The organism is Shewanella sp. UCD-KL12 (assembly GCF_001957125.1).
Lineage (GTDB): Bacteria > Pseudomonadota > Gammaproteobacteria > Enterobacterales > Shewanellaceae > Shewanella.
The window spans coordinates 129,002-139,844 of sequence record NZ_MPHJ01000011.1 but is presented as its reverse complement, the minus strand read 5'-3'; the positions used below and the strand labels follow the sequence as shown (position 1 = coordinate 139,844).

Annotated in this window: 14 protein-coding genes; 11 read left to right on the top strand and 3 right to left on the bottom strand. The window is 42.6% G+C overall.

The features are described from left to right. The 3 genes from BM736_RS17860 to BM736_RS17850 all read right to left on the bottom strand — a co-directional run. The coding region (locus tag BM736_RS17860; RefSeq protein WP_179079049.1) for a transposase domain-containing protein at positions 1–215 on the bottom strand (215 nt) is incomplete at its 3' end. Between the two features lie 118 nt (positions 216–333). After that, positions 334–1,368: a dihydroorotase gene (pyrC, locus tag BM736_RS17855; RefSeq protein ID WP_076414652.1), complete on the bottom strand. Its 1,035-nt coding sequence runs from the start codon at positions 1,366–1,368 to the stop codon at positions 334–336. A gap of 107 nt (positions 1,369–1,475) precedes the next feature. Further along, positions 1,476–1,661 carry a hypothetical protein gene (locus BM736_RS17850; protein ID WP_076414649.1) on the bottom strand — a complete coding sequence of 62 codons (186 nt, stop codon included), beginning with the start codon at positions 1,659–1,661 and terminating at the stop codon, positions 1,476–1,478. A gap of 318 nt (positions 1,662–1,979) precedes the next feature. On the opposite strand from BM736_RS17850, the gene BM736_RS17845 reads away from it, so the two are divergent. From BM736_RS17845 to BM736_RS17800, 11 genes are all read left to right on the top strand, one after another. Beyond that, a complete protein-coding gene (locus BM736_RS17845) occupies positions 1,980–2,759 on the top strand; it encodes a CLCA_X family protein (protein WP_076414647.1) in 780 nt (259 codons plus the stop codon). A 548-nt stretch (positions 2,760–3,307) separates the two neighbouring features. Continuing rightward, entirely contained in the window at positions 3,308–3,892 is a 585-nt protein-coding gene (locus tag BM736_RS17840) for a DUF4255 domain-containing protein (protein WP_076414645.1), read from the top strand. Next, complete coding sequence (locus BM736_RS17835; RefSeq protein ID WP_076414643.1) at positions 3,889–4,773, top strand: hypothetical protein; 885 nt, start codon at positions 3,889–3,891, stop codon at positions 4,771–4,773. The genes BM736_RS17840 and BM736_RS17835 overlap by 4 nt, the downstream gene beginning before the upstream one ends. A gap of 17 nt (positions 4,774–4,790) precedes the next feature. After that, on the top strand, positions 4,791–6,344 hold the full coding sequence (locus tag BM736_RS17830; protein ID WP_076414641.1) for a phage tail sheath C-terminal domain-containing protein: 1,554 nt from the start codon (positions 4,791–4,793) through the stop codon (positions 6,342–6,344). 47 nt (positions 6,345–6,391) lie between these two features. After that, complete coding sequence (locus BM736_RS17825) at positions 6,392–6,865, top strand: phage tail protein (RefSeq protein ID WP_076414639.1); 474 nt, start codon at positions 6,392–6,394, stop codon at positions 6,863–6,865. A gap of 70 nt (positions 6,866–6,935) precedes the next feature. Continuing rightward, entirely contained in the window at positions 6,936–7,409 is a 474-nt protein-coding gene (locus BM736_RS17820; RefSeq protein ID WP_076414637.1) for a phage tail protein, read from the top strand. Between the two features lie 3 nt (positions 7,410–7,412). Beyond that, positions 7,413–7,583 carry a DUF5908 family protein gene (locus BM736_RS25205; RefSeq protein ID WP_179079073.1) on the top strand — a complete coding sequence of 57 codons (171 nt, stop codon included), beginning with the start codon at positions 7,413–7,415 and terminating at the stop codon, positions 7,581–7,583. An 8-nt stretch (positions 7,584–7,591) separates the two neighbouring features. After that, the gene (locus tag BM736_RS17815; RefSeq protein ID WP_076414635.1) at positions 7,592–8,233 is read left to right on the top strand and encodes a peptidoglycan-binding protein; all 642 of its coding nucleotides are present in this window, start codon (positions 7,592–7,594) and stop codon (positions 8,231–8,233) included. A 24-nt stretch (positions 8,234–8,257) separates the two neighbouring features. After that, positions 8,258–10,048: a type VI secretion system tip protein VgrG gene (vgrG, locus tag BM736_RS17810; protein WP_076414633.1), complete on the top strand. Its 1,791-nt coding sequence runs from the start codon at positions 8,258–8,260 to the stop codon at positions 10,046–10,048. A gap of 10 nt (positions 10,049–10,058) precedes the next feature. Beyond that, positions 10,059–10,358 (top strand): PAAR domain-containing protein, encoded by a 300-nt coding sequence (locus BM736_RS17805; RefSeq protein WP_076414631.1) that lies wholly within the window; start codon positions 10,059–10,061, stop codon positions 10,356–10,358. A gap of 18 nt (positions 10,359–10,376) precedes the next feature. Then, complete coding sequence (locus BM736_RS17800) at positions 10,377–10,793, top strand: GPW/gp25 family protein (protein ID WP_076414629.1); 417 nt, start codon at positions 10,377–10,379, stop codon at positions 10,791–10,793. Positions 10,794–10,843: the final 50 nt, after the last annotated feature.

Sequence of the window (10,843 nt, the reverse complement as noted above, 5' to 3'; positions counted from 1 at the left end):
CAAACCTCTTTGATGGACTGGTTACGTATTAACCCCATCCAAAGCACGAGCCAGACTGCCTGCTGTGCAGGCAAACGGCGATTACGGATACTTGCCTTGTTGGCTGTGAGTAATGACTGCTCTATCCACTCTGAATCAATAGCCTCCATTACAGAACCATAAGACCCACTTTCTTCAACAGACTCATGAACTAGCTCAAGCTCTTGCGCAAACATAAAAAAATCCCCACCAGAATACTGGTAGGGATTATCTTTCATCTGCAGGATCGTTCAAGTCCTCTTAAACGATCGGCATTACGCGTATAGCGGGCTTTTTTGTAGTCAAATATACTGGTTAAGCTTTCACTTTCCAGTGCACCTCTTCGCCAGCGAAGAAAGGTACGATTGGGTTGCCGTTTGGCAAGATGATCTCGCTCGGTACCGTCCAAGTTTCCTTCACTAATGTCACAGTGCTGGTGTTTCTTGGTAGACCGTAGAAGTCTGGGCCGTGGGTACTGGCAAAACCTTCAAGCTTATCAATAGCACCTAAGTCATCAAAGACCTGAGCGTAAAGCTCTAGTGCGCTCCAGGCGCTGTAACAACCTGCACAGCCACAAGCTGACTCCTTACGATGTTTCTCATGTGGCGCAGAATCTGTGCCTAAGAAGAACTTCGATGAGCCTGTAGCCACTGCAGCGCGCAACGCTTCTTGATGAGTGTTGCGCTTAAGCACTGGCAGACAGAAGTTATGTGGACGAACGCCACCGACTAACAGATCGTTACGGTTAAGTAGGAGATGCTGTGGAGTAATGGTCGCCGCGACATTATCTGAAGCGCTCATGACAAAGTCTGCCGCATCTTTAGTGGTGATATGCTCAAATACCACTTTAAGATTTGGGAAAGCATCGACGATACGAGTTAGATTGCGTTCAATGAAAATGGCTTCACGGTCGAAGATATCGATATGTGACTCAGTCACTTCACCATGAACCAGTAATAACATGCCGATCTCTGCCATCTTGGCAAAAATAGGGAACAAGCTATCAAGTGCTTTTACCGCTGCATCTGAGTTAGTGGTCGCGCCAGCTGGATAAAGTTTTGCAGCTACTACGCCAGCCGCTTTGGCATCAAGGATGTCTTGCTCTGTGGTGTCGTTAGTAAGGAAGATGGTCATCAAAGGTTCGAAGTTTGAACCCTGTGGACGCGCCGCTAAAATACGCTCGCGATAGGCGTTAACCAGTTTTGCATTGGTTACTGGTGGCAGTAGGTTAGGCATGACAATGGCGCGCTGGAACAGTCTGGCGGTAGCCGGAACAGTCTCTTGCAACATATCACCATCACGGAAGTGAAGGTGCCAATCATCGGGTGTAAGTAGGGTGATCTGCGTCATTGTGGGGTTCCTAAGCGTTACGACAAGCATTTACAAGCTTTTTATGCGCAATATTATGCCTGAAACCCCCATTTTTTGATAGCTGAGTTTTGCTCAGATCAAAGGTTCTACTTAGGTGAGCAGAGTCCAACAAAGTGCTTATCGGCAACCTTGCCAATATTAACCATGATGGCTAATGATAGGCTCATCGCGGTGAACATAGTGGCCAGCATAGGCCAATGAACGGTACCAGAAACTGCAACAACGACTGTGCTCATTAACAGTATTACTGTCCATAAAGTGAATAATCTCATTAGTCTCTTCCTTATCATTGGTTTCTGTTAATTCGGGAGTAGCATAGCCGCTAAGGGCTGAATGTTTACTGAACGGCGTACTTATACCTAGCTATATAAATACTTGATCACTCTTACTGGTTAAAACCGCTGAGCACTAGGTTATGAGTTTTGCATTTAGAATAACTAGTTGCCTGCAACTCAAGCCTTGTTCTAAGCGCTTTTTCCTGCGTGACGTTATGAACAGTTACTTATCCAGATTGGTATCAAAAACAATCAAGCACTTTGCTGAGAGCTTATGGGATATAATGTGGCTAATTGCAGCGAGTGGAATTGTGAGTGTTAAAACGTAAAACATATAGGCGAGAAGGCCCAGATTATCGCTTTGGTGAACAGGTGAGCTTTCACGATATTAAAGAGACCTTTGGCCTTAACCATATTCGCCTGGGTAGTTGGGTTGAAGAGGATGAAAAGCATAAGGCCGCCAACCTTATCTTTGACTCTTTAGCCGATCTGGCTTTTATTTTGAAACTGCCACCCATTGCCATTGGCCTTAGGCAGACGCTAAACCTCGCATTTGGCAGTGGGGGACAGCAGGGCGTTCAGGCGCATTATATGCCGGCTGGGCGTGAGCTGGCGCTTGCTAAAAATGCAGGGGCAGGGGCATTAGCCCATGAGTTTTGGCATGCGTATGATCACTATATTGCAGATAAAGCCTTTAAAACTCGAGAGCGAACGATATCCTTCGCCTCCAGTTGTTGGCTTGCTGATGTTGAGATGATTAATCATCCACTTAACCAGCGATTAGGCCAGGTATTTGCGACCACTTTTTTAACGCCTGATGGCCAAGATAGCCATGACTATGTAGATCGAGCCGTCGCGTTAGATACGCAATATGGTCGTCAGTATTTCTCTAAACCGACAGAGCTGATGGCACGTGCATTCGAGGCGTGTATCGAATCTTATCCTGAAATCAGCAACCCTTACCTTGTTGACGAAACCCTAAAGTCTAAGCTAGCTACTGCAGGTGGCTATCCTTGCCTTGAGCATAGGAGGCAGGTCTTCAATGCACTAATCGGTTATTTTGAACCTTTAGGCATAGCATTGATAAAAAAATAGAATGGAATTACCTATTAGTATTAAAAGCACCTTATCGTGCTTTTAGTTTAATGTTCATATCACGATTTAATTGACCCTCTCCAATTACTTTAGCTTCCTTATAAAGTCTCACATAGCACTCACCTTTAACAAAAATCTAGCTTAATTTATAGCATTATCTATTAAATCAGGTTTGTATGGATTTCACTCCTTTATGGGGAGAGTCATTATTTTAGTGTCGATCGACATGCCCATTTATATCATTACCTTCCTATTTATTAACTATATCTACATAGGTAATGTTTACGGGTTAAAAATTCTCAGTCTTAAGTTTATATTGAGTGCTAATAAATCCTACAAATAAATGATGGAAAAATGATGGAAAAATGATTTTGTCCATAAAGTGATAGGCTTAGTTGTTTTTGAACGTGTTTGTGCTAGCTTTTCATTCTGTGGTTAATCACAGGTGTGGCTTCTAATTGGCCGTTTCACTTATTTATTTTGTGACAATAATAATTGTCTGTTTTTCATTTTTAGTTGTGGTTATGCTCCAGGATTAGGAGGCTGAAATGATATTTTCTGTCATGAATCATATATCTTCAAAATTAAATCAGTTTCTGAAAAACAAGTTTGAATTAGTCGAGGATGTCGTCGTTGTGTCTAATCTTGTTGACCATGACGGTGCAATATCAGCCAATGTAAATAATCGTGTGGTTATATTCTTGACCAATATTGAGCGTGAAACCGCCGCAAATACTCATTATATGTCGTCAGGTGTAGGCAGTGACTTTACGCAGCATCAACCAGTACATCTCAATTTATACTTGATGGTTTGTGCCAATTTTAGTGGTGCTAATTACAATGAATCATTAAAATTTATCTCCAGTGTTGTCGGCTACTTTCAACAACAGCCTGTGTTTAATCATCAAAACTCTCCAGATCTTGATAGGGCAATCGAGAAGATAATCCTTGATATAGAAAACGTTAAAAATCATGAGTTAAGCAACTTGTGGGGCATGTTCGGTGCTAAATATTTACCTTCAATTCTGTATAAGGTCAGAATGATCACTATTGATAGTAAGGCGACCATTTCCAGAGTATCTAAGACATCGTCGGTAAATGTATCAGTAACATCAGAGAGTAAGTCGCAGTGACAGGTTTTAGAGTGCTGTTTTCTGTGGTCATCCATCATGATTTCTTTGAGTCAGGATACTGTAATGACATTAATATAGAGCCAAGCCGTGCAACGCTTGCTCAAGCTAAAAATAGTGGCGTCATATTTAAACCATGTTTAGGTGGTTTATTGGTGTTATGTGATGCAGAAAAAATCCCCATACTACGACTTTATATAGAAGATGAAGGTTTAATCTTTGATTTCTATATAACGAGTAGCAATCCTTATTTGAGTAATTGCTCTTCTATCCCCTTATTGAAAGATAAAGAATTATTGTGGCTGAAACATGAATCGAACCAAAGTGATAACACGCTTAATGGTCTGGATAAATATCAGCTGCAAAACTCAGACTGGATATCAGTTAATGATTATTACTCTAAGGGTGTCATTACTGATTATTTTGAACTTGAAGCATTAGGTTTTTCTTCTAAGACGTTTATGTTTATCTCTATCGTAATTAATGCGGATGAACTTTCCATGTTAACGCCTGATACAAGCAGTCCTTCAAATCCCTTCACTTTTTTTACCTCTATACAGAATAAAAGTTCCTATTGGGAGTATCGAGTAAATGGTGATTTCTCAAAAAATAATTTGAACATTATTGATAGGGATGGAGATGTAAATTTTAAACTTGTCAAAAATGAAACATTAAGCGATGGCTGCACTGTTGCCATATTTAGAAGCAGTATAGAAATAAAGTTGAAGGAGTTTAGCGAAAGTTATTTTCAACTTATCGATAAACGAACCAATGGTCATCGAGTGTTAGTTAAACGGTTACCAGTGGCTCATTTTAGTAACGGGTACCAAGAGGTTGTAGGCACTAAATTGACTCAAATTTCTGAGATTTTTGTTAATTGTTAACTTTAAAGGAATAAATTATGGGCGTGATGAAAACACCTGGTGTGTATATAGTTGAAAAAAATGCGTTTCCCAACTCAGTGGTTGAAGTTGCCACTGCTGTACCAGCCTTTATCGGCTATACCGAAAAGGCGGAAAATGGTGGTAAAAGCTTGCTCAATAAGCCATGGAGAATCACTTCTATGGCCGAGTTCCGCAGCTATTATGGCGATGCGCCAACTCCGCTCTTTGAGATCGCAGAAAAAGCCGATGATTCAACCGAAGATACGGCATTTATCATCGGTGGAAAAGAGTATACAGCAGATCAATCTAACACTAAGTACCTGCTCTTTTACAGCATGATGCTTTTCTTTCAAAATGGCGGTGGGCCTTGTTACATCGTCTCTGTCGGTAAGTATAATAATGATGTTGAAGCGGCAAAACTCTCAGGTGGTATCACTCCCTTAATCAAGGAGCAGGAACCAACTATGGTTGTGATCCCTGAAGCTATGTTATTAGCTGAAGATGATTGTATTAGTGTCCAGCAGGCCGCTTTATCCCACTGTGGTGGGGTGATGAAAAATCGTGTCACTATCTTAGATGTATGGAATGGATATAAGGACAGACAAGACCCTGAAGGGGATTGTATTGATAACTTCCGCTCTAAACTGGGTATCAACTTCCTCGATTACTCAGCAGCTTACTACCCATGGGTAAATACGACTATCGTTCAGGATAGTGAGCTTAGCTATGCAAATATTTCAAATGCTGATGTGCTAACGGATCTGTTAAAGCAAGAGGTTGCAGCTGGTTTCACTGATCTTGATGGACTCAGCGATGATGATCTTGCGACGCCAGGCAATAAGCTAAGGGCGGCAAAGAGAGATCAGATGTTAGCAGAGATTGATACCATTGCTAGCGTAGAGGGAGATGCACAAAAGAATCTGCTGCATAAAACGCTGACATCTATGAGTCAATTGTATGGCAACGTTCTGCTAGATATTAAAAACAAATTGAACCTACTTCCTCCCTCATCAGCGATGGCGGGAATATATACCATGGTCGACAACGCGCGTGGCGTATGGAAAGCCCCCGCAAATGTCAGTCTCAATGCCGTGGTTTCACCTGCTGTAAATATCTCCCACGATGAGCAAGAAGATCTCAACGTCACTACCCAAGGTAAATCCATCAATGCGATACGAGCATTCACTGGCGAAGGGACCTTAGTTTGGGGGGCCAGAACCTTAGATGGAAATAGCCTAGATTGGCGCTATGTCAGTGTTAGAAGAACACTCATCATGTTAGAAGAGTCGATTCGACTAGCCGCTAAAGCGTATGTATTTGAGCCCAATACTGCCAACACTTGGGTCACTATGGATAGCATGATCACTAACTTTCTAACAGGTATTTGGAAGCGAGGAGGGTTGGCTGGGGCATCTCCTGCCGATGCGTTCAATGTCAGTGTTGGACTTGGAAGTACTATGAGTAGTGAAGATATTTTAGAGGGAATACTCAGAATCACTGTGTTAGTTGCTGTGACTCGCCCGGCTGAATTTATTGAGATCACCTTCCAGCAACAGATGCAGAAGTCGTAACTAGATAAATCGCTTCCAATTTAAGATGAAAAGTTAAGGAGAACGCTATGTCAGATGACGGTTCAAAACAGTCGGCCAATGTATGGCCAATGTCCAAGTTCTATTTTGAAGTTAAATGGGCTGGTGGAGCTGGTGAAGGGATGGTGTCATCTTTTCAAGAAGTATCAGGGTTAGATGTTGAAGCACAGGTGATTGAATACCGTGCTGGTGATAATAAAATTTTCTCAACCATCAAGATGCCAGGAATTGTTAAGACGAGTAATGTCACTCTCAAAAAGGGGGTTTTTGCTAAAGATAATAAGTTCTATGACTGGTACTCAAAGATCAAGATGAACACAGTTGCTCGTACTGCAGTCACCATCAGTCTATTAGATGAAACGGGTGCGCCGACTATGGTGTGGACTCTGTCTAATGCTTGGCCAACCAAGATCACTGGCACAGATCTTAAGTCTGATGGCAATGAAGTTGCTGTTGAAACCATTGAGTTGGCTCATGAAGGCTTGGCAATTGCCAATAAGTAACCTTGGTTAACCCAGCACATGATAAATATCGTGTGCTGGTTATTTTGAAAACAGGCAAAGAGAGAAGGCTATGTCAGACGGATCAAAGCAAGACTGTACTATATGGCCCGTACCTGCGTTCTACTTTAAGGTCGCATTTCACGGCGCTAAAAACAGTTCTGATACTTCGTTTCAGGAGATCGGCGGTATCGCCTCTCAAGTCGAGACTGAAGATTATCTGGAGGGGGGCGAAAATCGCTTTGTGTATCATCTGCCCAAATCAGTAAAGCACAGTAATTTAACGTTAAAACGTGGTTTGACCAAGCTTGATTCATTTCTGATTAAGTGGTGCAAAACATTTTTTGATGGTGATTTTAAGCAAACTTTGGAACCTAAAGATCTATCGGTTCATCTCTTAGGGGAAAAGGGGACTGTGATCCGTAGTTGGAACTTCTTTCAAGCCTACCCGGTTAACTGGAAGGTCGATAGCTTTCATTCCACCAAGAATGAGGTGGCAATCGAAGAGGTCGAGTTGTGTTATCAGTATTCAAATAGGGTGATGTAATTCATGTCAGTAGAAATTAAGCAGTTAGTGATTAAATCAAATGTGGTGAGTGAGGATAAAAGTGAATCACTTGAGTTGGTGGATGAATCTGATTTACGCCAGCACACAGAGCAGTTACTGAAGAGTTGCTCGGGGATGATCAAGCGTAATCGAAGTGAAACTCGAGAACGTTAGGAGGAAGCATGGCAAAAAAACTCACTATTGAAACTGAAGATGCTAGTAGTAAATTTGAACTGATGCTTAACCCATCAAATTTCAATCATAACTACACCATTAAATATGATAATAAAAAAAATAAGTCATTAGGCACCTCTTCCAGTGAGTCTAAATTTGCGGGCTATGATGCTGAGTCTGTTGATTTCACCACAGTGATCGATGGCACTGGAGTAATCAAAACGACTAAGGCTATTGATGTTAGTAAGCAGATCAGTGATCTCAAACAAATTGTCTATAACTATGTAGGAAAGAAACATGAACCCAATGTGGTGAATGTTATCTGGGGTACGCTTTATTTCGTCTGTCGCTTAACCAGCTTTAAAGTGGAGTATGTACTTTTTAAGCCGGATGGTACGCCGCTAAGAGCTAAGGTTAGTTTGGCATTCTCAGGTTTTATGACCAATAAAGAGGAGGCATTAAAGTCAAAACGTTCCTCTCCCGATCTGACCCATGTCATTGAGTTTAAATCCGGCGATACCTTACCTTTACTGTGTCAGCAGGTCTATGAAGATGACTCTTACTATATGCAAGTCGCAAGATTCAATAATTTAGATAGTTTTCGGGTCATTAAGCCCGGGACTAAATTATTGTTTCCTCCGTTAAATTAACTGCAATCGACAGGGTGTAGGCATATGGGCACATCTCCTTTAAGCAATAGCGATGGCGTGATCAAATATAGTATTACTGCCGATGGCGCAGCGTTAAAAGATAGCATTAATGTGTTGATGATAGAGGTGATCTCTGAGGTTAATCGTGTGCCTTCGGCTCGCATTGTTATCAGTGATGGGGATATGCCTAGTAAAGATTTTCCGCTCAGTGCTGAGTCATGTTTTAAGCCTGGGACAAGTATTGAGATAAAGGCGGGATATGCCAGCAGCGAAACCCTCATATTCAGTGGACTGGTGATAGGGATTGGCATTTCCATCGGCACGAACAATGAATCCTCTTTGGTTGTAGAGTGCAAAGACAAGTGTATTGCGATGACCATTGCCAGATCGAGTGCCAATTATACCAGTAAAACGGATAGCCAGATTATTGAGGAGATCATTGGTAACTACTCAGGACTGAGTAAGTCGGTGAGCTCAACCTCGTCTCAATATGATGAAATGGTGCAGTTTAATTGTACCGATTGGGATTTTGTTCTTTCAAGGGCGGAAGCTAATGGTTATGTCCTTTGTGTCGATGCTGGAAAGCTGTCAATTAGTGAGCCTCAGGTGAGTGGTAGTAGTGAGTTAACGGTTACTTACGGTGAAGATCTTATAGATTTCTCAGCAGATCTCGATGCCAGGTATCAGCTCAACTCTGTTAAAAGTGTATGCTGGGATCCCAGTCAGCAGGAGGCACAGGAGCAGGAGGTGTCAGCCCAAACATTAAATAAGCAGGGAGACCTATCCAGTAGCGATCTCGCTGCCGCGCTTTCCATTTCAGATTTTCGACTGCAAACCTCTAATAACTTAGATACTTCATCATTAAAAGCATGGGCCAAAGGTCAACAGGTAAAGTCCGGGCTTGCTCGCATTCAGGGAAGGATGAAATTTCAGGGGAGTGCGGCGGCTAAAATCGGTAGCTTGATTGAGGTCGCGGGTGTGGGTAGCCGCTTTAACGGTCTCGTTTATGTGAGTCGTGTGCATCATGAATTAGTTAATGGCCAATGGTTAACTGATATTGAATTTGGAATGTCGCCACATTGGTCCAGTGAACACCGTGATATTTCTGCGCCGCCTGCAAGTGGTTTGTTACCCGCAGTTGAAGGGCTTCAAATTGGTGTGGTGATGAAGCTGGACGGCGATCCAAGTGGTCAAAACCGAATACAGGTGCAAGTGCCAGTGTTGCAGGCATCAACACAAGGGGTGTGGGCTCGGCTCGCAACTTTCTATGCATCAGAAGATATTGGTAATTTTTTTATCCCCGAAATTGATGATGAAGTGGTGCTGGGTTACTTCAATAATAACCCAAGTGAACCTGTGGTTCTTGGCAGCTTATATAGCAGTAAGCATAAGCCTGCTTATGATCTCACCGCTGAGAATAACACTAAGGCAATCGTTACTAAAAGTAAGATGAAAATCGAATTTAATGAAGAAGATAAGGTTATCACTATCATCACACCTGGCGAAAATAAAGTGGTGATTAGTGATAAAGACAAGTCGATGATTTTAGAAGATCAGAACAGTAATAAGCTCGAGATGAACAGTAGCGGTATCACCATAGACAGCCCTAAAGATATCAGCATTAGTGCTAAAGGTAAGATGACACTCAGTGCGGTTGGAGAGATGAGCCTAAGTTCAAATGCAGACTTGAAACTGTCTGGGCTAAACATTAATCAGACTGCACAAGTGGGGTTTATGGCGAAGGGAAGTGCGACTGCTGAACTGTCTGCTTCCGGGCAGACCACAGTTAAAGGCGCCATGGTGATGATTAATTAAGGAGAGGCTGATGCCACCAGCAGCAAGGATCACTGATATGCATGTTTGTCCTATGGTGACACCAGGACTGCCACCTATTCCACATGTTGGTGGGCCGGTCATTGGGCCTGGAGTGCCTACGGTACTGATAGAAAAACTGCCCGCGAGTGTGATTGGCGACAGTTGTGTGTGTGTCGGTCCACCCGACACCGTGGCAAAAGGCTCTGCAACTGTGATGATCAGTGGTAAGCCAGCAGCAAGAATGGGAGATACCACAGTACATGGAGGCAGCATTGTTCTCGGGGCATTGACTGTGATGATTGGTGGATAAGGAACAGGGAGAGTCATTATGAGTATAGAAAGGTCATTTTTAGGAACAGGCTGGGGCTTTCCTCCGAAGTTTCTGGCGGGAGAAAGGTCTGCTGAAATGGTGTCGGCAGATGAAGATATTGAACAAAGTATTCACATCATATTGTCTACCTCACCTGGGGAGAGAGTAATGGACCCTAAGTTTGGTTGTGGTATTAAAAGCATGGTTTTTGAGGAGATTAATCAAGCGACGATTGCCAAGCTTAACCACCTTATTAGCCGTTCATTACTCTATTTTGAGCCTAGGATAAACCTAGATCTGGTTGAGATCGATACCGACAATGCATTAGAGGGGCGACTTGATATCGGTCTCAACTATACCGTGATCACCACCAATGCGAGACGCAATATGGTCTTTCCATTCTATATTCTGGAGGGAACCTTAGTTGATCTGTAAATCTATCTGGAAGCAATGTAGTGACAATCACATGCAGTGTTGTTTGGTGA

Excerpts from the sequence above, each read along its gene's own strand:
- pyrC (WP_076414652.1), bottom strand. The coding sequence starts at position 1,368 with ATGACGCAGATCACCCTACTTACACCCGATGATTGGCACCTTCACTTC.
- BM736_RS17850 (WP_076414649.1), bottom strand. The coding sequence starts at position 1,661 with ATGAGATTATTCACTTTATGGACAGTAATACTGTTAATGAGCACAGTC.
- BM736_RS17840 (WP_076414645.1), top strand. The coding sequence starts at position 3,308 with ATGATATTTTCTGTCATGAATCATATATCTTCAAAATTAAATCAGTTT.
- BM736_RS17830 (WP_076414641.1), top strand. The coding sequence starts at position 4,791 with ATGGGCGTGATGAAAACACCTGGTGTGTATATAGTTGAAAAAAATGCG.
- BM736_RS17825 (WP_076414639.1), top strand. The coding sequence starts at position 6,392 with ATGTCAGATGACGGTTCAAAACAGTCGGCCAATGTATGGCCAATGTCC.
- BM736_RS17820 (WP_076414637.1), top strand. The coding sequence starts at position 6,936 with ATGTCAGACGGATCAAAGCAAGACTGTACTATATGGCCCGTACCTGCG.
- BM736_RS25205 (WP_179079073.1), top strand. The coding sequence starts at position 7,413 with ATGTCAGTAGAAATTAAGCAGTTAGTGATTAAATCAAATGTGGTGAGT.
- BM736_RS17815 (WP_076414635.1), top strand. The coding sequence starts at position 7,592 with ATGGCAAAAAAACTCACTATTGAAACTGAAGATGCTAGTAGTAAATTT.
- vgrG (WP_076414633.1), top strand. The coding sequence starts at position 8,258 with ATGGGCACATCTCCTTTAAGCAATAGCGATGGCGTGATCAAATATAGT.
- BM736_RS17805 (WP_076414631.1), top strand. The coding sequence starts at position 10,059 with ATGCCACCAGCAGCAAGGATCACTGATATGCATGTTTGTCCTATGGTG.
- BM736_RS17800 (WP_076414629.1), top strand. The coding sequence starts at position 10,377 with ATGAGTATAGAAAGGTCATTTTTAGGAACAGGCTGGGGCTTTCCTCCG.